18 protein-coding genes, 1 tRNA gene and 5 pseudogenes are annotated in these 19,720 nt (G+C 45.5%); 9 read left to right on the forward strand and 15 right to left on the reverse strand.

Going from position 1 to position 19,720, the window contains the following annotated elements:
- Positions 1 to 13: 13 nt before the first annotated feature.
- Positions 14 to 1,264 (forward strand): multifunctional CCA addition/repair protein, encoded by a 1,251-nt coding sequence (locus LG003_RS06680; RefSeq protein WP_112878320.1) that lies wholly within the window; start codon positions 14 to 16, stop codon positions 1,262 to 1,264.
- 53 nt (positions 1,265 to 1,317) lie between these two features.
- On the opposite strand, the gene bacA is transcribed toward LG003_RS06680, so the two are convergent.
- Complete coding sequence (gene bacA, locus LG003_RS06685) at positions 1,318 to 2,136, reverse strand: undecaprenyl-diphosphate phosphatase (RefSeq protein ID WP_112878330.1); 819 nt, start codon at positions 2,134 to 2,136, stop codon at positions 1,318 to 1,320.
- A gap of 176 nt (positions 2,137 to 2,312) precedes the next feature.
- Positions 2,313 to 2,663 carry a bifunctional dihydroneopterin aldolase/7,8-dihydroneopterin epimerase gene (folB, locus tag LG003_RS06690; RefSeq protein WP_112878331.1) on the reverse strand — a complete coding sequence of 117 codons (351 nt, stop codon included), beginning with the start codon at positions 2,661 to 2,663 and terminating at the stop codon, positions 2,313 to 2,315.
- 106 nt (positions 2,664 to 2,769) lie between these two features.
- Here folB and plsY point away from each other — a divergent pair, with 106 nt between their 5' ends.
- Complete coding sequence (plsY, locus tag LG003_RS06695) at positions 2,770 to 3,426, forward strand: glycerol-3-phosphate 1-O-acyltransferase PlsY (protein WP_112878321.1); 657 nt, start codon at positions 2,770 to 2,772, stop codon at positions 3,424 to 3,426.
- Between the two features lie 71 nt (positions 3,427 to 3,497).
- On the opposite strand, the gene tsaD is transcribed toward plsY, so the two are convergent.
- Positions 3,498 to 4,511, reverse strand: a complete 1,014-nt coding sequence (tsaD, locus tag LG003_RS06700) for a tRNA (adenosine(37)-N6)-threonylcarbamoyltransferase complex transferase subunit TsaD (protein WP_112878322.1) — start codon at positions 4,509 to 4,511, stop codon at positions 3,498 to 3,500.
- 294 nt (positions 4,512 to 4,805) lie between these two features.
- Between tsaD and rpsU the strand changes: the two genes are divergently transcribed.
- From rpsU to rpoD, 3 genes are all read left to right on the forward strand, one after another.
- Positions 4,806 to 5,021 carry a 30S ribosomal protein S21 gene (gene rpsU / locus LG003_RS06705; protein WP_001144069.1) on the forward strand — a complete coding sequence of 72 codons (216 nt, stop codon included), beginning with the start codon at positions 4,806 to 4,808 and terminating at the stop codon, positions 5,019 to 5,021.
- A gap of 126 nt (positions 5,022 to 5,147) precedes the next feature.
- Entirely contained in the window at positions 5,148 to 6,893 is a 1,746-nt protein-coding gene (gene dnaG, locus LG003_RS06710) for a DNA primase (protein ID WP_112878323.1), read from the forward strand.
- Positions 6,894 to 7,063: 170 nt separating this feature from the next.
- Entirely contained in the window at positions 7,064 to 8,908 is a 1,845-nt protein-coding gene (gene rpoD / locus LG003_RS06715; protein WP_112878324.1) for an RNA polymerase sigma factor RpoD, read from the forward strand.
- Positions 8,909 to 9,022: 114 nt separating this feature from the next.
- On the opposite strand, the gene LG003_RS06720 is transcribed toward rpoD, so the two are convergent.
- From LG003_RS06720 to LG003_RS06730, 3 genes and pseudogenes are all read right to left on the reverse strand, one after another.
- Positions 9,023 to 9,592, reverse strand: a complete 570-nt coding sequence (locus LG003_RS06720; RefSeq protein ID WP_240000808.1) for a transposase — start codon at positions 9,590 to 9,592, stop codon at positions 9,023 to 9,025.
- Positions 9,578 to 9,880 (reverse strand): annotated as a pseudogene (locus LG003_RS06725) (helix-turn-helix domain-containing protein); the annotation flags it as partial. The pseudogene LG003_RS06725 and the gene LG003_RS06720, both read right to left, overlap by 15 nt.
- A 59-nt stretch (positions 9,881 to 9,939) precedes the next feature.
- Positions 9,940 to 10,077 carry a hypothetical protein gene (locus tag LG003_RS06730; protein WP_158537781.1) on the reverse strand — a complete coding sequence of 46 codons (138 nt, stop codon included), beginning with the start codon at positions 10,075 to 10,077 and terminating at the stop codon, positions 9,940 to 9,942.
- A 351-nt stretch (positions 10,078 to 10,428) separates the two neighbouring features.
- On the opposite strand from LG003_RS06730, the gene LG003_RS06735 reads away from it, so the two are divergent.
- Positions 10,429 to 10,505: transfer RNA gene (locus LG003_RS06735), tRNA-Ile, on the forward strand.
- A gap of 545 nt (positions 10,506 to 11,050) precedes the next feature.
- On the opposite strand, the gene LG003_RS23390 is transcribed toward LG003_RS06735, so the two are convergent.
- Positions 11,051 to 11,245 (reverse strand): BRO-N domain-containing protein, encoded by a 195-nt coding sequence (locus tag LG003_RS23390; RefSeq protein WP_387693061.1) that lies wholly within the window; start codon positions 11,243 to 11,245, stop codon positions 11,051 to 11,053.
- Between the two features lie 705 nt (positions 11,246 to 11,950).
- Here LG003_RS23390 and LG003_RS06745 point away from each other — a divergent pair.
- The 3 genes and pseudogenes from LG003_RS06745 (at position 11,951) to LG003_RS06755 (ending at position 13,527) form a co-directional block, all read left to right on the forward strand.
- Positions 11,951 to 12,130, forward strand: coding sequence for a hypothetical protein (locus tag LG003_RS06745; RefSeq protein WP_262980408.1), 180 nt, complete (start codon positions 11,951 to 11,953; stop codon positions 12,128 to 12,130).
- A gap of 8 nt (positions 12,131 to 12,138) precedes the next feature.
- On the forward strand, positions 12,139 to 12,459 hold the full coding sequence (locus tag LG003_RS06750; protein WP_262980409.1) for a helix-turn-helix domain-containing protein: 321 nt from the start codon (positions 12,139 to 12,141) through the stop codon (positions 12,457 to 12,459).
- A gap of 122 nt (positions 12,460 to 12,581) precedes the next feature.
- A pseudogene (locus tag LG003_RS06755) lies at positions 12,582 to 13,527 on the forward strand (IS1595 family transposase).
- A 500-nt stretch (positions 13,528 to 14,027) separates the two neighbouring features.
- Here LG003_RS06755 and dinQ read toward each other — a convergent pair.
- From dinQ to LG003_RS06790, 8 genes and pseudogenes are all read right to left on the reverse strand, one after another.
- On the reverse strand, positions 14,028 to 14,099 hold the full coding sequence (gene dinQ / locus LG003_RS23395) for a damage-inducible type I toxin DinQ (RefSeq protein WP_369293964.1): 72 nt from the start codon (positions 14,097 to 14,099) through the stop codon (positions 14,028 to 14,030).
- A gap of 463 nt (positions 14,100 to 14,562) precedes the next feature.
- Positions 14,563 to 16,059 (reverse strand): annotated as a pseudogene (locus LG003_RS06760) (hypothetical protein).
- Positions 16,059 to 16,595, reverse strand: a complete 537-nt coding sequence (locus LG003_RS06765) for a baseplate complex protein (RefSeq protein ID WP_262980410.1) — start codon at positions 16,593 to 16,595, stop codon at positions 16,059 to 16,061. Before LG003_RS06765 ends, LG003_RS06760 begins: the two are co-directional and overlap by 1 nt.
- Positions 16,567 to 16,884, reverse strand: a complete 318-nt coding sequence (locus LG003_RS06770) for a hypothetical protein (RefSeq protein WP_262980411.1) — start codon at positions 16,882 to 16,884, stop codon at positions 16,567 to 16,569. The genes LG003_RS06765 and LG003_RS06770 overlap by 29 nt, the downstream gene beginning before the upstream one ends.
- Positions 16,881 to 17,234 carry a hypothetical protein gene (locus LG003_RS06775; RefSeq protein ID WP_262980412.1) on the reverse strand — a complete coding sequence of 118 codons (354 nt, stop codon included), beginning with the start codon at positions 17,232 to 17,234 and terminating at the stop codon, positions 16,881 to 16,883. Before LG003_RS06775 ends, LG003_RS06770 begins: the two co-directional genes overlap by 4 nt.
- Before the next feature lie 56 nt (positions 17,235 to 17,290).
- Positions 17,291 to 17,884: pseudogene (locus tag LG003_RS06780) on the reverse strand (tail fiber assembly protein).
- Between the two features lie 26 nt (positions 17,885 to 17,910).
- Positions 17,911 to 18,360, reverse strand: a complete 450-nt coding sequence (locus tag LG003_RS06785; RefSeq protein ID WP_262980413.1) for a phage tail protein — start codon at positions 18,358 to 18,360, stop codon at positions 17,911 to 17,913.
- Positions 18,361 to 18,393: 33 nt separating this feature from the next.
- Positions 18,394 to 19,719 (reverse strand): annotated as a pseudogene (locus tag LG003_RS06790) (phage tail-collar fiber domain-containing protein).
- Position 19,720: the final 1 nt, after the last annotated feature.

Here is a 19,720-nt window from a genome sequence, read left to right on the forward strand (position 1 = left end):
AGGAACATGTTAGGTGAGAGTCTATCTGGTTGGCGGCGCAGTACGTGACCGACTGCTAAATTTTCCTGTAAAAGAGCGGGATTGGGTCGTTGTGGGTGAAACATCAGAAACGCTGTTATCCCTAGGATATCAGCAAGTTGGCAAAGATTTTCCGGTGTTCCTGCATCCCCAAACCCATGAAGAGTATGCCTTAGCACGCACTGAGAGAAAATCCGGCCTGGGATATACGGGTTTTACTTGTTATGCAGCGCCGGATGTCACACTGGAAGACGATTTGCAGCGTCGTGATCTGACGGTTAATGCGATCGCTCAAACACCCACTGGTGAACTGGTTGATCCTTATCATGGTGTTGATGATTTGAACAATCGTATTCTACGCCATGTTTCTGATGCTTTCTCTGAAGATCCACTAAGGGTACTACGAGTAGCTCGTTTTGCCGCTCGTTTCGCCCATTTAGGGTTTACCATCGCGCCCGAAACACAAGCATTAATGTCAAATATGGCAACCAACGGCGAGTTATCAGTACTCACACCAGAACGTGTCTGGAAAGAGACCGAGAAAGCCCTTGCTAGCCCTTCCCCTCAGGTCTTTTTTCAGGTTTTACGTGATTGTGGTGCATTGGGGGTGTTGTTTCCTGAAATTGATAATTTGTTTGGTGTTCCCGCACCAGAGAAGTGGCATCCTGAGATTGATACCGGTATTCATACGTTAATGGTGCTGAAAGTAGCGACTGAATTAACAAATGAAGTCGATAGTCGTTTTGCTTCTCTATGCCATGATCTTGGTAAAGGGCTGACACCACCAGAACAGTGGCCTCACCATTATGGACATGGGCCAGCAGGTGTTAAGTTAGTTGACCAATTATGCCAACGTCTGCGTGTTCCTAATTCTGTTCGTGATTTGGCAAAACTGGCTGCTCAGTATCATGATTTAGTGCATACCGTCGCTCAATTGCGGCCGAAAACATTACTTAAGTTGTTTGATGCTGTTGATGCATGGCGTAAACCACAGCGAATAGAGCAATTAGTTATCATCAGTGAAGCCGATGCGCGGGGTCGTATCGGTTTTGAAGATACACCCTATCCACAAGGTGATTATCTGCGACAGGCATTCAAAGTTGCCAGCCAAGTTCAGGTGAAAAATATTGTAGACAGTGGATTACGTGGCGCTGACATTGGTCATGAGTTACGACGTCAGCGTCAGCACGCATTGGCGGAATGGAAACAACAAGACAATACAGTTCAAGACAATACGGTTACCTGAAACATCCCCTGATATCAAACACTAGGCAATATGATATCAGGGGGAATCATTCACTACATAAATACCCAGTACACAGCGGCTGCCACAATAAAGCGGTAGATAGCAAATGGGATAAAAGATATACGCTTAATCAATGCCAGAAAAGTTTTAATGGCGGCTAACGCGACAACAAATGCAGTAACAAAACCAACAGCAAACATTGGGATATCAGAAGCACTCAAAAAGTGCAGGCTCTTATATAAATCTAATCCACTTGCTCCCATCATCATCGGTACAGCCAAAATAAACGAGAATTCTGATGCAGTATAACGATTAACCCCCATCAGCATTCCACCAGAAATTGTCGCACCTGAACGGGAAAATCCCGGCCATAAAGCTAGACACTGAAAACAGCCAATCATAAAAGCCTGACGATAAGTAATATCATCCAGCCCTTCTGCTTTTGGTGTTTTAGGTTTCAAGATTTCTGCTGTAATTAGCAACCCACCACCAATAACCAAGGCATACATCACGCTTTGTGGGTTAAACAGTGATTTGATGACATCATGGAACACCAACCCAAGCGTCACCGCAGGTAGCATTGCCAAAATAATATGGCTCAATCTCAGTTTGCCATTGGTTTTACCTTCATGAGGAACTTCACCAAAGTGGATGCCAATGAGTCCAAACAAGCGACGCCAAAACACTACTACCACAGCAAGGATAGATCCAAGTTGGATAATAACTTCAAATGTTTCAGCTTTATCGCCAGTAAATCCCAACATATGGCCAACAATGATCATATGGCCGGTAGAGGAAACAGGAAGAAATTCAGTTAGCCCTTCAACAACACCAAGAACCGCTGCATGAAACAAGGTAGAAAGGTCAGTCATATAGAGAGGTCGCCCATTAATAAATACCCGAAACAAGTAGCATGGAATAACCCCAGCTACCATTATTCTCATTGTCATTAATCAATTAACATGATTATCAAGCCTGGCACTACTGCACGCCAGTCTATGTAAGAACAATGACAATAATATGGCAGCTGAATTCACTACTGATCAGATTATTTTTTTCTTTCAATAATAACACCCACTTGACGAGCCTGTGCGACAGCACCCGGTTTACTCACTTTTATCCGTACCCACGGCGAATTAAAGCGTTTTAACAGTAGATCCGCTACCTCTTCAGCCACTCTTTCAACCAGAGCAAAATTCTGATTTTCTACATGACTGATAATCGCTTCGCTGACTTTGGCATAATCCAGACAATATTCGACATTATCACTGGAAGATGCGCGTTTATTATCCCATCCCATTTCGATATCGAACACTAACTTCTGTTTAATGGTCTGTTCCCAATCGTAAACACCAATTGTGGTAATAACGACTAACTCCTCAATAAATACGATATCTATCACGTCATTTTCCTGTTTTTCAACTTGTCGGATACCACTTCCGACTAAATATGCGTATTATCCATGACTAGGCTAAGAAAACGACCATTATTATTGGGGAGACATTATGAGTGCTATCGCGCTTGGTATGATCATCTTCGCGTATCTTTGCGGTTCAATTTCCAGCGCAATACTTATTTGTCGTCTGGCTGGGCTACCTGATCCTCGTCAACATGGCTCAGGCAACCCAGGCGCGACAAATGTATTGCGAATTGGTGGCCGCAGTACTGCGGCAATAGTACTAATTTGTGATGTTCTAAAAGGGATGATCCCCGTCTGGTTGGCTTATCAATTCTATGTTCCCCCTTTCTATTTAGGAATTACAGCAATAGCTGCTTGTCTCGGCCATATTTACCCGATCTTTTTCCAATTTAAAGGCGGTAAGGGTGTCGCAACTGCTTTTGGTGCTATTGCGGCAATTGGTTGGGATCTGACAGGTTTGATGATGGGTACTTGGCTGCTGACCATATTATTGAGCGGCTATTCTTCTTTAGGGGCCATTGTCAGTGCCTTGATAGCACCATTCTATGTCTGGTGGTTTAAACCCGAATTCACTTTCCCCGTAGCCATGCTCTGCTGTCTGGTGTTACTACGTCACCATGATAATATCCAGCGCCTGTGGCGCGGCCAAGAAAATCGTCTCTGGAACAAGCTAAAAAAGAAAAAAGAGATGACCGAAAAAGAAAAAAACCGAACAGAAAAAGAGCAAAGAAAAGAAGATTAACAACTAAGGCCGGATAAAAACCAGCAACTCATTGAGTTACTGGTCTTTTATTTTCATTATATCAAGAAGATTTATAATGGAGGTAATTCCGACAATGGCCAGCGGGCTTTGACTGTCACGCCAAGTGAGTCATTCACCTCTCCTTTTAGGCGGACCATGCCGGCAAGCGCAATCATGGCGCCGTTATCTGTACAGAATTCAGGGCGCGCATAAAATACTTCGCCACCCAATTTTGCCATGACTTCTTCCATTTTAATACGCAATGCTCTGTTGGCGCTGACACCACCAGCCATCACTAGTCGCTTGAACCCGGTATGCTCAAGCGCTCTTTTACATTTAATCGCTAATGTATCAACTACCGCGTCTTCAAAAGCGCGGGCAATATCCGCTCTAGTCTGCTCATCATCGCTGTTACTATGAATAGTATTAGACGCAAAAGTTTTTAATCCTGAAAAACTGAAATCCAACCCAGGACGATCTGTCATCGGGCGAGGAAATACAAAACGCCCAGCTTCTCCTTTCTGAGCCATTCTGGAGAGTATCGGCCCTCCTGGATAATCCAATCCCAGTAACTTAGCTGTTTTATCAAATGCTTCACCAGCGGCATCATCTATTGATTCACCAAGTAGCTCATATTTACCGATACCCGTCACACTAATAAGCTGTGTATGACCACCAGACACCAGCAAAGCCACAAACGGGAATTCAGGGCTGTTATCTTCCAGCATTGGAGCTAGTAAATGCCCTTCCATATGATGAACAGGAATCGCAGGAACATCCCAAGAAAACGCCAGAGAACGGCCAATCGTCGCCCCCACCAATAACGCACCAACCAGACCAGGACCTGCTGTATAAGCCACCGCATCAATATCTTTACAGGTTAATCCTGCCTCTTTCAAAGCAGCTTGAATTAAGGGCACTGTTTTGCGGATATGGTCACGTGAAGCCAATTCAGGCACGACACCACCGTAATCGGCATGCAGTTTAATCTGACTGTATAATTGATTTGCCAATAAACCGGCTTTGTCGTCATAAATTGCGATTCCGGTTTCATCGCAGGACGTTTCTATACCTAAAACTCGCATTACACTACCTATATTCCACAGAAGAGAGCCAGTTTATCATTAATAAGTTAATTTGCGCGGCTTACATGCTGACTATTTTTGCTGCTTAGTCTATAATCACCCCTCTACATAAAATCCCTGTGTGGTTATCATCAATATTACGGAACTGATTTGCAGATCACCGTCGTAATGTTGTTGTTTCAATTTGCTGTGGCGCTTTACAAAGCCGTGTTCATTGAAGTAAAATTCCGCACCATTTTAAGATGGCTGGCATCCCACGCCAGCAAGACCGATTTCTATTGAGGTGAGAGGCACATGCCGGTAATTAAAGTACGTGAAAACGAGCCATTCGACGTAGCATTGCGTCGCTTTAAGCGTTCCTGCGAAAAAGCAGGTGTATTAGCAGAAGTTCGCCGTCGTGAATTCTATGAAAAACCAACGACTGAGCGTAAACGCGCTAAAGCTTCTGCTGTAAAACGTCACGCTAAAAAGCTGGCTCGTGAAAACGCACGCCGCACTCGTCTGTACTAATCCTTGCGGTTGATCCGCATAGTGATTGAATTTGCAGACAACAGTAACAATAGTTGCAGATAAAGGCCGTGCTTTCCGAAAGGGAGCGCGGTTTATTGTCGTTCATCAACAGGCGTAAAAGGGCTTATGGCTGGACGAATTCCGCGCGCATTTATCAATGATTTATTAGCTCGTACCGATATCATCGATCTGATTGATGTTCGTGTGCCACTTAAAAAACAGGGTAAAAATCACCACGCGTGCTGTCCATTTCATAACGAAAAGACACCCTCGTTTACTGTTAATGGCGATAAACAGTTTTATCATTGCTTTGGTTGCGGAGCTCACGGCAACGCCATCGATTTTCTGATGAATTACGATAGACTTGAGTTTGTCGAATCCATCGAAGAATTAGCTGCTATGCATGGTCTGGAAGTCCCTTATGAAGCAGGTTCCAGTAGCAGTCAGATAGAACGTCACCAAAGACAAAACCTTTATCAACTGATGGATAAGCTTAATAGCTTCTATCAAAATGTATTAAACACCCCTGCTGCACAACAAGCCCGGCAATATCTGGCTCAGCGTGGGCTTAGTGAAGAAATTATCCACCGTTTCTCGATTGGTTTCGCTCCCGCTGGTTGGGACAACACCTTGAAGCGGTTTGCTCATAATGCGGAAGATCGTCGACAGTTAAATGATGCTGGAATGCTGGTCGCAAATGATAATGGCCGTACCTATGACCGCTTCCGCGAACGAATAATGTTTCCAATCCGTGACCGTAGAGGGCGCGTAATTGCATTTGGTGGACGAGTTCTGGGAGATGCACTCCCAAAATATCTCAACTCACCAGAGACTGAAATTTTCCATAAAGGCCGCCAACTATATGGCCTCTATGAAGCACAACAAAATCACAGTGACCTTTCACGATTATTAGTAGTTGAAGGTTATATGGATGTGGTAGCACTGGCGCAGTTTGGTATCGATTATGCAGTTGCCTCACTAGGTACTTCGACTACATCGGAACATATTCAATTACTTTTCCGCTCTACTGATAACGTCATCTGTTGTTACGATGGTGACAGAGCCGGGCGTGATGCAGCATGGCGGGCATTGGAAACAGCGCTCCCTTATCTGAATGATGGTAGGCAGTTACGTTTTATGTTTTTGCCTGATGGCGAAGATCCTGATTCACTAATCCGTAAGGAAGGCCGGAAAGCATTTGAACAAAGAATGGAACAATCTCATACATTGTCTGAATTTCTGTTCGAATCATTACTGCCACAAGTTGATTTGAGTAATCCTGAAGGGAAAACAAAACTCAGTTCACTTTCCGTACCATTGATCAACCAGATTCCGGGGGAGGTTCTGCGTCTCTATATGAGACAAGAACTTGGCAATATGATGGGCATCCCTGATGCAGTGCAGTTGGAGCGTTTATTGCCGCAGCATCTGGAAAGTGGGAATAATTATCAGATGCCGCAGCTAAAACCGACAACTATGCGTATACTTATAGGACTGTTGGTACAAAACCCACACTTAGCCGCTTTAGTTCCCCCCCTACAGGGAATTATGCAGGCCAAAATTGCAGGCTTACCATTATTTATGGAGCTTGTGGAGGTTTGTCTTACTCAGCCAGGGCTGACAACTGGACAACTGCTAGAGCAATATCGTGATAATAAATTTAGTAAACAACTTGAAAAATTAGCTACATGGAACGATATACAAGTAGAAGAAATAGCAGAAAATACATTTCGTGACGCGTTGGATCATCTTGTTGATTCAGCGTTAGAAGAACGTTTAGACATTCTTATCGCCAGAGCAAGAACTGAAGGCCTGACACCGGAAGAGCGCGAAGAAGTTCGCTTGATTAATGAATCCCGTGCCAGAAAGTAAACACTGAATTCACGGCTTAAATGCCGCATTAGGTAGGGAAATAACCCTACATTTTGCCGCTATAAGTGGGCAGCGGCAATATAACGAAAACGCCCTTAAAAGTTATTGTTGGCAGATTAGTTTCGCCGACCGACACCAACCCAAATACTCTGAAGTGTGGATACCGTCTTATGGAGCAAAACCCGCAGTCACAGCTAAAGCTACTTGTCACCCGTGGTAAGGAGCAAGGCTATCTGACCTATGCTGAGGTCAATGACCATCTGCCGGAAGATATCGTCGATTCCGATCAGATCGAAGATATCATCCAGATGATCAATGACATGGGCATTCAGGTAATGGAAGAAGCACCTGATGCCGATGATCTGATGCTAGCAGAAACCGCTAACGACACAGATGAAGACGCTGTGGAAGCTGCTGCGCAAGTACTGTCTAGTGTTGAATCTGAAATCGGTCGCACCACCGACCCGGTACGTATGTACATGCGTGAAATGGGTACCGTTGAGTTATTGACCCGGGAAGGTGAAATTGACATTGCTAAACGCATTGAAGATGGCATCAATCAGGTACAGTGTTCCGTTGCTGAATACCCTGAAGCAATCACCTACTTACTGGAACAATATGACCGTGTGGAAGCAGGTGAGGCTCGCCTGTCAGATCTCATCACTGGTTTCGTTGACCCGAACGCAGAAGAAGAACTTGCACCTACTGCCACCCACGTTGGTTCTGAACTTCCACAGGAAGAGCTCGATGATGATGAAGACGACGATAATGAAGACAGTGATGACGATAGTGATGATGACAACAGCATCGATCCAGAATTAGCGCGCCAGAAATTTCAAGAACTGCGACAACAGTATGACATCACCCGTCAGGAAATTAAGGAAAACGGCCGCAATCATCCAAATACTGCGGCCGAAATCTTAAAACTTTCAGAAGTTTTCAAACAGTTCCGTCTGGTGCCAAAGCAGTTTGATTATCTGGTCAACAACATGCGTTCTATGATGGATCGCGTTCGCCTTCAAGAACGCCAGATCATGAGAATGTGTGTTGAACAGTGCAAAATGCCGAAGAAGAACTTCATCACTTTGTTCTCCGGTAATGAAACCAGCGACATTTGGTTTACTGCTGCAAAAGCAATGAACAAACCGTGGTCTGAAAAACTCCTTGAGGTGGAAGAAGAAATACAGCGTAGCCTGCAAAAACTTCGTCAAATTGAGGAAGAAACCGGTTTAACCATTGAACAGGTGAAAGACATCAACCGTCGTATGTCCATCGGTGAAGCAAAAGCCCGCCGAGCGAAAAAAGAGATGGTTGAAGCCAACTTACGTTTGGTTATTTCAATTGCCAAAAAATATACCAACCGTGGCCTGCAATTCTTGGATCTGATCCAAGAAGGCAACATTGGCCTGATGAAAGCGGTTGATAAATTTGAATATCGTCGTGGTTACAAGTTCTCAACTTACGCCACATGGTGGATCCGTCAGGCAATTACACGCTCAATTGCCGACCAAGCTCGTACCATTCGTATACCCGTTCATATGATTGAGACAATCAACAAACTCAATCGTATTTCCCGCCAAATGTTGCAGGAAATGGGGCGTGAACCAACGCCGGAAGAGCTAGCAGAACGTATGTTGATGCCGGAAGACAAGATCCGTAAGGTACTAAAAATTGCCAAAGAACCTATCTCAATGGAAACACCAATTGGTGATGATGAAGATTCACATTTAGGTGATTTCATTGAAGATACAACGCTGGAACTGCCGCTGGATTCTGCAACCTCAGAAAGCCTGCGCTCAGCAACCCACGATGTCTTGGCAGGTCTGACCGCTCGTGAAGCAAAAGTACTGCGTATGCGTTTCGGTATTGATATGAATACTGACCATACATTGGAAGAAGTCGGTAAACAGTTTGACGTTACCCGTGAACGTATCCGCCAGATCGAGGCGAAAGCACTACGTAAACTACGTCATCCAAGCCGTTCTGAGGTTCTACGTAGCTTCCTTGATGAATAACCAAATTTATTCATTCTGACTAAAAAGCGTCTGCTCAGGCAGACGCTTTTGTCTTTTATATCAGCGATACTGTGACTGCCCCCCGCCGTAAAAAACGGCGAGGCTTCCCACTTCTCAGGCCGCAACCGTCTTTATAACGGATTTACGCTGGCCTCCGTGGGCAGAAACGACGAGTCCCGCCGCCTGTAATTCTGTTATGCCTTTGCGCTGTATGTTGCTCGCCGCATTAATATCGCGGTCATGTTCGACATGACAAACCGGGCATTGCCAGATCCGCTTATTTAGCGGCATTTCCGGCTCTTTGTGACCGCAGCAATGGCAGGTTTTCGAACTGGCGAACCACTGATCCAGTTTGACCAGGTGGACCCCCGCCGCTGCGGCTTTGTATTCCAGTTTCATGAGGAAGCTATTCCAGCCGGCATCCCCGATAGCGCGGGCAAGGCGGCGATTCTTCATCATGTTGGCCGATTTCAGCGTCTCAACAATGACCACTTGGTTTTCGTCAACTATTGTTCGAGAGAGTTTGTGTTGAAAATCGGCGCAAACATGGACTACCCGCTCATGGACTGCCGCCAGACGTAATCGGGCCTTACCGCGGTTAGCGCTGCCTTTTTGTTTGCGGGAGAGCGATTTCTGCTTTCGACGCAGGTTACGGACGGCGTTGATAAGGTATTGGGCGCGCAACTTCGGATTGAAAAAATTATCAAACGCAGTATTCAAATTAATCACCGCCTGCTGTAACGCGATGGAATCATATGCCTTGAGCCAGGCGTACTTGCGGGATTTCTTCGCGACCGCCAGTAGCGGCTTGAGGTCTTTGCGCGGATTTAAACTCACGCCGTGACGTTTGTAAGTATGCTTTTTGATGTGCAGCGCCTTGTTGTACGCAAAACAGACCGCACCGAACAGACTGTTAAGATACTCGGCCTGTTCGGGGGTGGGGTAGATGCGGACTTTGGTCGCTCTTAACATATTCAGCGCTCATTGATAAAGAGCATTCATTTTAGCCTGTTTTACAGGCAGATATCAATTCAGCCAGGATACGTCGCAGTAGCCAGCCCTAAAGCCCTTTGGGCTTTTCGCCTTATATCCCCGTCCGCACTGGACGAGAGTTTACGGCGGTTTTTGCTAAATCCTCTGACAATATGGTATTTATGCAGAAATATCATCACAGGTTCCTCTGATATAACTCAATCAACATTCTCTCTAGCCGATAGATAAAAAAGTCGTTTTCCATCTGGTGATTAAGGAAGAATGAAAGGGATATGATTATCATTAAAATAATAATGTATAAAATATATTTTTATCGGAATAATATATAACCAGATGGTGCAAAATCGCTTCTGAGAAATTAATCCAGTAACGGATAAAAACGTTAAATAGACCATAAAAGCAACTAATATATATCACTCCCCGTTTTCACTACTTACTAAAAACGCAATTTTGCACATAAAATAATCATACGAATTTACAAAGCTAGACCGCGAGCAAAACTGTACGTATAATCCTTCCCATTCAACGGCCCCTTAGCTCAGTTGGTCAGAGCAGGCGACTCATAATCGCTTGGTCACTGGTTCAAGTCCAGTAGGGGCCACCAGATTTTAGCTGTGAAAACAGATAGATAGACCACTCAACAACGAGTGGTTTTTTTGTTTCTGGTAATCAGTGGCGACAAAATGGCGACAGAGATTTTTTCATAAAGCCATTGCCTAGATGAAAACACACTAGCCAGCTTCAATTTCTGGACAGGAATTAGGCCATTTATCAACCTCTTAACATCATCACTTTTCCTACTCTTATCCCTGCTTCCTCTTGAAGATAATGTGAGAAATATATCTCAATTTTAAAAGCTTGTTCTGGACACCGAATAGAATTGCAAATTGCTAAGACCTCAATTCTGTGTCTATTCAATTTTTCTGTACTTAGAACATTGGCGGGTTTCTGACAACAAGGGCAAATAATGAACTGATTTAGTGAAATACTCTTCTTCCTGCCTATATAGCTACCGGTCTTTCTAATCGAAGGTAAAACTTCACTGGTAACCCATTTACGAAAACGGTGAGGTAAAGTTCCTTTCTTTACGGCATCACGACAGCGGATTGTCAGAAAATACATTCCTGATTCATTGATAATGTTTACTTTTTACTTTCCACCAAGGGTGTCACTTAAAGCTACATCCTTTTCATCATCATCAAGTTTTGCGATAGCTTCGCGGCTGTTTGTGATTTTTAAGGCATCACATACATCTTGTGCAACAAACCAAAGATTGCCATTTTTAATCAATGTACGTACTTGCTGGTTTTCAAAAATGAATGGAGTTACGGATAGACTAGCCATTGCTGACTCCTTACTTTTCTTTGAGAATTGAGTTTACCATTTAAGAGTATGGTGTCGGGAGGCTCAAAACGGCAGTAAGAAACCGCGGACTTATTCCCCTTGCGGGTGTTGTATTAGTCGCCCTCCCGACATTGAATCAGAGAGATAATAGCCGAATAGCTACCATTAAAAATTAGGCATAAAAAACCCAACACTAACGGGGTTGGTTTTGACCGCTTACTTGAGGTTTTGAGTCCTCATGCATAAAACGGTAATAAATTGTTTTCAGAAGGTCAACTACAATTTTTTTGAGGCAGATTTCATTATCATATCATAGCTAAAGCCGCGCTCTACTTGAGTTCCACAATTCAACGCTGCTATTTTCCGCGATCATCCCTATCACGCAAGATAGGAATTCACCTTTAATATCAATACATTGGTTATTTCCTCGTGATCCATCATTGATCCAAAAACTGAAATTTTCTGAAAATTTTTTCAACCATTTCAATTTGCCGCTTCTCTCACAATACCAGTGCTATAACGCGGTTTGGTAGTTCGCTTCGTAGGATTTTAAAACTGAAAAAATTTTTTGATCCAAAACGTGCAGGCGGGTGCGGTGTAGTGCCGTTTTCATCATAAGTTCGTTTATTTCGTGTCATAATAGTAATAGTACAAACTATCTGATCCTTGAGTCAGATAATACAATCAGTTAGAGTAGTGTTGTCATTGGCAAAATCCAGTGACCAAGGTTTTGCAGCCTTGCGTTCATGGACGCTGGTAAGAAGTTTTTACCAGCGCGCTTGCTATCGCCCTTCTATGGCGGTTCAGGCAGGGGAGGTTAACACCTCGCCGGAAATGAACGCCGGTCTGCAAACCCTGTTTGAATCGCCACCACCAAAGAGGTAAGCAGGAATATGAAAAAAGAATGGCATACCGCCGATATTATCGCAGCGATACGTAAGAAGAATAAAACGCTGGCATCATTATCCAGAGAGCACGGCTTAAGCTCTTCAACATTAGCAAATGCTTTAACGCGCCCCTGGCCTAAAGGGGAATTGTTGATCGCTCAGGAAATTGGTGTAACCCCTGCTGAGATATGGGCTAGTCGGTATTTTGATGAAAATGAGCAGCCTATCAAACGAACTGTTCGAAATGATTTACCAAACAATTCTGATATCACATCAGTTATTTCTATACCCGAAAAAGTAACGACAACGTTTAAACCACTAAACTAATATAACACTCTGAATTATCAGTTTTTTATTACACTCACTGCCCATTCTTTAACCTGATTATCACTTAAATTCAGCTCCCATAGGCGTATACTTAAAATAAGTCTGTGTGGAGGTAAATGAAAATGGCTAAAAATCAGATTCAATTCCAAAAAGGCATTTCTATTCATGAGTTTATTTCATTATAGGGTCATGAAGAGCAATGCCAGAAACAGGTGTTCGATATGCGCTGGCCTACAGGGTATCACTGCCCTCATTGTGGGCATGATAAGTATTGCCAGTTAAAATCTCGTCTCCTTTATCAGTGCAATCAATGCCATCATCAGACATCTTTGACGGCCGGCACAGTGTTTTCTGCGTCAAAATTACCTTTAACTGTGTGGTTTTTGGCGATTTATCTCATGACTCAGGAGAAAAATGGGATTTCTGCACTTGAATTGTCACGTCAACTGGGCATTTCCTACAACGCTGCATGGCGTATGAAACACAAGCTAATGAAAGCAATGAAAGAACGGGATGACGAAAAGCCTCTCGGCGGGTTTATTCAGCTTGACGACGCATACTGGGGAGGGGCTCAGCATGGCCCCCGAGGGCGAGGGGCAAAAGGGAAATGCCCTTCCGTTGCGGCGGTTTCAATGAATGAAAAGGGCCACCCTATGTTCATGCGTTTCAGCGTTGTGAAAGGGTTTAAGACCGGGGGAACTTACCCGTTGGGCTAAAATGCATCTTAAACCAAAATCCCTTGTTATTTCAGATGGATTAGCTTGCTTTCGGGGGATTGAGCAAGCCGGGACTTTCCATTTGCCCCTCGTCACCGGCGGTGGAGCGCAGAGTGTTAAGCTTCCTTATTTTCAGTGGGTTAACACAATGATGAGTAATGTAAAAAATTCGATACGCGGAACATATCATTCGATTAGCAAAAAGTATTTACCTCGTTATCTTGCCGAATTCTGTTTCAGGTTCAATTGGCGCTTTAACCTTAAAAAAACATTCGAACAGCTTATTTATTCATGTATCCGGGCAGCACCTATACCTGAGTATTTACTCAAGCCAGCTGAGATTCGATGGTAATCAGGTTCTTTAATATCAGAATTGTATTCAAGCTCTATGAAGGTGTAAAAAAAGCCCGCATGTTGCGGGCGAGATAATTGTGTTTCAGACCATCAGAACACGAACCAGTAGCGCTGATTGATACCACATTTAAAAAGGCGTCCCAGTGTTATTATGTGTATGACTCGCGGTAAACTGAAAATTATTTAACCATATCAATCGATTAACTCATTAACTCCATTACACTAATCTGTTGACTACCCTCCCATACTACTGGAGCAATAATCGCTTGAGCAAGGGTTCAAGTCCAGTCGGGATTGCCAAATTTAAGCTGCTAGATCAGTATATTAGGCCACTTAAACAAGAGTGGCTTAATAGGTTGATGAGTGAATGACGCTATGTGCATCTGGTTGCGTTTTGTGAGAGGTAAAGATTATAAAACACAGTAGCTTGATCAAAAGCGGTAAATGTTAAAGGCCACCAGGAGGTTACCCCGATGGCCTTAGCTACGTTTCCGTTATCTATTTCAGAAATGCACGGATCAGCTCTAAAAGCGCGATTAACGCTTTGAGAACGATGATAGCAGTGTCAATAAATGCTTTCACCCGTTTGCTCCAGTTAGGAGCACGACTTAACCAGCCATTGCCTTTACGCTGCCTGTCCGGCTAGCTTCCATCAAGTCAGTTAAGGAATATCGCGCTCTGACCGAGGCACTGAATCAGTACCACCTGTACTCAGCCAGGACTTACGAAAACTTGCGTCAGAGATACACAGGCCAGAACGCTACCCCAAACTAACAGCCGTTGATTATAGGTTTATTTTCAGATGATTCAATCAATTAAAATGATGAGTTGGTAAAAACAAAAAAACCAACTGGTGAGGTTGGCTTTTTTGTTTTTACCCATACAGGGCGGGGGTATCTTTTGTGCTATTACCGAGATTAGTAGCCTCAGTCCTAGCGCGATATTCCTTAACTGACGTAACCAGTCTAATACCTATAGCATAAAATATCAACCTAGGGTACAGCGTAAAGGACCTCACACAAATGGACGATATTCACCCAATCACAGGTGAATACTTCTGTTTCAGCCCATCCGATTTATAGGCCGTATTCCTTATTGCGCTGGAGTTTCCCGGCGTGCCTGTGTTGTGGTGTGTATGCGCGGCAGTCAGTTCCGCCAGTTCTTTAACCACATCCAACGTCTCTAACATCAAAGTCATAACGTTGATTTGCTAGCTGCCCACCCAAACCACTGGTGCGACGATTTCTTGCCTGGCTCCGGCAATGCTCTGCTTAAGCAGGCCAATTTTCTCTATCAGCTTTTGTCCGATTTCAATATTGGCCCCTTTCCCCACACTGGCGACAAAATTCGATGACGTTGCTATGCAATAATCGCCGTCAGCAATTTGCTGGATTGTCCCCGCCAATAGCGTAGCTGTACCCAAAACGGTAGCTTTATCCGTGGCCTGTATCGTGGTTTCCCGTGCAACTGCGGTACGTGTTTCCGTGTCTGCCCTGACTTCACGGTGCATAGACGATTCATGAATGGTCTGGTCAGTCTGACGAATCCAACTCCCCTCCTGCGTCACTCTCTGCGAGACTTCCGCCCGCTGCTGCTGCAATTGCTCGCCTGGCTTGATATCGGGCAAGGTATTGCCCTGGCTTAATGTCTGCCGGATAAAGGGCTTATCCGGCCTACCTGCCTCAAAAGCGATTTCAACCACCGTTCCGACTGTCGGATATTGGAACATACCGGATTCACTGCCCGCCATCGGCAAAGGCAGCAGGACAGCGTGGTAAACAGGAACAGCGGCATCAATCTGACGCTGCATTGGCGTTCTGGTCTGCGACTGACCGGTCAGTTTGTTGACAGCTTCCCATGTAATGACCATGTTTTCATTGTTCAGATTGACCTTGTTCAACCGGTACTGATTGATCACCACACCTGGACGCAACGATAGGATCATGGGAATAGTCATCGCATTGCCTGCGGACTGGCGCTGGCTAAATTCATTGGGGATCTCTACCGGTTTTCCCGCAAACATCGAATGCGCCCCACTGCCCACATAAACCGAACCATCCGGCAACTGATGCCAGAGATAATCCTCAATCGAAAAAACCTGCCCAAGATTAGCCAGCAACTGATAGCCGGTACCATGATGGGTAAAATGCGGGATGGGTGTCTCCGTATAAGGAGCATCCGGCAATGTGAAAGTGAGTCCGCTGTACTCCTGCAACCAATCCGCAATCTGGCTCAGTGTTGGATGCTGAAATGAACACGGCCATAATCGGTCAAACACGCCGACCAGCTCACGCACAAACAAACGCTGGTAACCATTTTGGGCTGGCTGTGAGCGTTCCACATAGCCCGTGAACCAGCACAACACCAAATCCGTGTAACCCACATCCAGCCGCACCAATTTTCCGGTGTAATCGGTTGTCGTTTCCGTCGTGATAAAACCACGGCCACAGGATGACAGTTCCAGCATAATATTGGCGTCAACCAGGTGAATTTCATCACCGGAAAGATAGAGCCGGTTAATCGGTGTCATTATTTGGCGGGTCCTATTTTGTCATTAATCGGTTTCAATACTTTTCTTTCAAACCAGCTTAATTTTTCCGGCGCTTCTTTTGCTGCGGCTGTGCCCTGACCTGTTTGCTTTTTGGCCTGAATATTATCAGCAGTGCGGGCGTCCCGGTTCTCGGCAACAGATAAATGTTCACGCAAAGTAAATGTGACCTGCCATGCCTGTTTACCGTCGATTTTGCTGGCATCAAGGGTATGGGTGAATGTCCCGATACGAAAATTGATGGCCTGTGCGGTGAGGTTGGCGACACGGTAGCGTTTTAGGCTACCGCCGTCTTTCGCTTCCGCCAGGGCAAATAAGCGTGACAGCGTTTTTTGCTCAGTAAACGGAATGATCCCCGTAACACGTAACTCTTTAGGCTTAATGCCTTGCTCTGCCACGGCGGTACTGGATGACTGGCCGCTTTGGTCTGTATCCTGAAACATCATCGATGGGGTTACGGTCAGACTTTTTAATGGTACGGCCTCGCCATCAAGGGCGAATGTGATAATTTGGCTCATTGTGTAGCATCCTTTCTAATGCGCTAATATCGTCCCCGGTAAATAATGTCGCCAGCGTGTAAACGGCGTCCTGTTCGGGGATATCCTGGCGCAGTTTTTCGGCCAGTAATGCGCCATTCCCTTTCCCTGAGAATGTCCAGACACGGGCCGATTTGCTCCTGACGCCATTCAAAGCGGTAGTCACTTGTTGTAAGGCGTGCTGTCTTACTGTCGTGAAGTGTGTTAATTGTGATTTCAATCCCGCAATGCTGCTGCCGGCGCTAGCCTGTGTTTTAGCCTGCGCAATCAATTGGCATTCACGGCCATGCGGCTGGTCGATGTTGAAAACGGTTGAGACGGCGGCAAACCGCCCCCCGCTCTCCCAGGCAATTGCATTTTGGTGATCGCCAGACATTCCGCTGTCTTTGCCATACGGGTGACCTGAAAAAATACCGGCAACGGCAACACCGCTGAAAATTGGGTTAAATGCTGGATAAATTCATTATGCGTCTTCGCGCAGATCATGAGTACCACTGCGCTTATGTTTCCCGTTCCCCAGATTTTATTTGCCAGATAATTGATGGCGTTTGCCGGACTCAGATAGCGACCGCTGTCCGCTTTATGTCCGATGCCGTACACGAACGGATGGACGGATAGCATCGAGCAATGCATCCCCGTCATATTCGAGATGCGCATCATTTTCCGTTGCCAATTCATCACGCAGGTTGCCCAGGCCAGTTGATATCGGGGGCAGTTGAAAGGTCTACTCGGTTCACCCGAACACGATATTTTTTCCATTCTACGAGCGCTGATTTTTCGGCATCAGTGGCGATATCCAGATCAACGGCATCCTGTAAGGGCTTAATTGCCGCATCGGCCTGCTACTGTAGCGAGATTTTTTGCTGCTCAGCCTGTTCAATTTGATGAGCTTTTAGGGCTGATTTATCTGTGACCCATTGCTTATTCTCCCACTTATCAAAGGGGGTTTGAGGTGATTGCAGGGTGAGATTATCTGGCAACGCGCCGATGGCGGTAATATTGATCGGCCAGCCTGTATCGGTTGTATACGCTGTTTTACTCCGATAGTCAGGCACATGTCGCCAGGATTTTTCATCTACACTACGACAAATCGCAACGTCATGCGTACCAGGTAATGCGGGCGCATCCAGATACGCATTAGCCGCAACAGAAAAACCGCGTGGCACGTGATCCATATCGGCCCCAATATATTCCCGTGTTTCAGGATGACAACGATAAACCGCCACCCATCCGCTAACAATGGCTAACCCATCATCATCAAACCGGGCCATTTGAATATCTGCACTGTATTTAGCCACTACTTTACCCTCGTAATATAAATCACTGATTTGTTAACAGGTCGGTTTTCATTTGCGGTCGGAACCACTCTGGACGCGTGAAATGTCCATGAAACCACCCCACCACCGGCACCGGCTGCGCGGCCGCCTACCTTATACCGGTAGCTGAATGCCCCAGACGCGTTGCTCCCGCTCTCAATAGTGGGATTACCTAATGATCCCGTGATATTTCTGATCGCGTCCCCCTGAACACTCCCTAACGAATGACCGGAATCTAAACCGCGTCCTCTATCCAGACCACGCTTAAATAAGCCTCTGTCATCAGGTAATTTCAGATCGGGAAAAATTTTGGCAAGCTCAGGGTAATATGCCGCACGGAACGAGCGTCCCTCATTGGGTTCATATCCGGCGGGTATCGGCGCAGCCGAATGCCATTCGATAGTGGCGCCAATAGGGATACCTATCGTCATCTTTTGCTCTACGGCACCGTTAGCATTGAGAAATCAGGTGTGCAACTGTGCATCGGCATCGATCCAAATTTGCCCCGTGTCACCCCCTACACCGATACTCACCCCTTTGGCCCATCCATTTTCCCGACCACAAGAAAATGGCCCTGAATAGTGCCTGCCCGGTAGCGCAGTCATATAGGTAGTCTGGTGATAGGCGCCAACATCACCCGCCATCAAACTGATATCAGACGATAGCGATTTCCCGTTAATTCTCCTGTCATTAGGTACAGCATTCCTTGCCCGTTCGATGGTTTCCACTAAGCCTATGTTTTTGACAAATTCATTCTTATTGGGAATATCTGCGCCGTTCTGGTGTTTAGCCAGGCGACTATTGGCGTTTTCGCTGACAACGGTTAATGCGGCATTAGTGGCATAGTCCCCTTTCGACTGTTTCCCCTGTAGACCGCTTTCCCATGCCTGCTGAGTCACATATTCCCGTTTCACGTTATCAATCTCTTGATAAATAGCGGAAATATCACGGGCATTCAATGACCCTTTAATGCGCAAATCCATCACATCACCGTGACCATCAACACCCGCAACCGCAAAGACATAATGCGGATACCCTGCCGCATCAATGTAGTTTTTAAGATCATTGGCTGTGGTGACATGAACGACGGTTTTCCACTGGCTGACCAAATTGCCTTGATAGCTAAAATCCGCATAAACACGGGTATCACGCAGGCGGTTAAGCGTTTGGTCAAACACCAATTCACCCCGCAACCCGCCAACATAAGCCAGCCCTTTTTTTACCGTGTATTGATCACCACTGCGAACCACGGAAAACCCATCACCGAAAAAAGCCGCCTCACCGTAACTGTCAGCATTAATCAGGCGCTGCATTTCATCGATGCCGGATAAACGGGCGGTAAAATCAATCTGCCAGGTTTCCGCCGTGGTCGTGATAGCGGTCTCTTTAGCTACCCCGTCAAACTCCAGCAAGAAAGAACGGGTGAGTACATTTCCCTGTAATCCGTTCGCGGTCTTAATTTTTTTCTGAGTTGAGGCGTGGGTAATCATGCCAATAATGCCAGAAGCCTTATTTATCAGGCCAATCTAGTTAAAATCAAAATGACCGGCTTCCGTTCCCAATGTGACACTGTAGGCTACCGCGTTTTCGCTCGCTAACCCTGTTTTGTTCACAGCCTGACGATGCACAATATGACTTTCGGCAGGTAATTTCTCATCGCGATTAATGGCAAGAGCGGGATCTAAATCCGGCACATAAGCAAAAACAAATTCATCCAAAACCACGGGCTTTCCCGCCGCAGCCTGCTGCGCTTTCCATTTTTCAAAGTCTACGGTAATCACTGATGCCATA

It is taken from the genome of Photorhabdus kleinii (assembly GCF_025384885.1).
Classification (GTDB): Bacteria; Pseudomonadota; Gammaproteobacteria; order Enterobacterales; family Enterobacteriaceae; genus Photorhabdus; species Photorhabdus kayaii.

Bases quoted from the DNA above. Each gene is read 5' to 3' on its own strand.
- bacA (WP_112878330.1), bottom strand. From the start codon at position 2,136: ATGACTGACCTTTCTACCTTGTTTCATGCAGCGGTTCTTGGTGTTGTT.
- plsY (WP_112878321.1), top strand. From the start codon at position 2,770: ATGAGTGCTATCGCGCTTGGTATGATCATCTTCGCGTATCTTTGCGGT.
- tsaD (WP_112878322.1), bottom strand. From the start codon at position 4,511: ATGCGAGTTTTAGGTATAGAAACGTCCTGCGATGAAACCGGAATCGCA.
- rpsU (WP_001144069.1), top strand. From the start codon at position 4,806: ATGCCGGTAATTAAAGTACGTGAAAACGAGCCATTCGACGTAGCATTG.
- dnaG (WP_112878323.1), top strand. From the start codon at position 5,148: ATGGCTGGACGAATTCCGCGCGCATTTATCAATGATTTATTAGCTCGT.
- rpoD (WP_112878324.1), top strand. From the start codon at position 7,064: ATGGAGCAAAACCCGCAGTCACAGCTAAAGCTACTTGTCACCCGTGGT.
- LG003_RS06730 (WP_158537781.1), bottom strand. From the start codon at position 10,077: ATGATATTTCTGCATAAATACCATATTGTCAGAGGATTTAGCAAAAAC.
- LG003_RS23390 (WP_387693061.1), bottom strand. From the start codon at position 11,245: ATGGCTAGTCTATCCGTAACTCCATTCATTTTTGAAAACCAGCAAGTA.
- LG003_RS06750 (WP_262980409.1), top strand. From the start codon at position 12,139: ATGAAAAAAGAATGGCATACCGCCGATATTATCGCAGCGATACGTAAG.
- LG003_RS06765 (WP_262980410.1), bottom strand. From the start codon at position 16,595: ATGAGCCAAATTATCACATTCGCCCTTGATGGCGAGGCCGTACCATTA.
- LG003_RS06775 (WP_262980412.1), bottom strand. From the start codon at position 17,234: ATGCTATCCGTCCATCCGTTCGTGTACGGCATCGGACATAAAGCGGAC.
- LG003_RS06785 (WP_262980413.1), bottom strand. From the start codon at position 18,360: ATGACGATAGGTATCCCTATTGGCGCCACTATCGAATGGCATTCGGCT.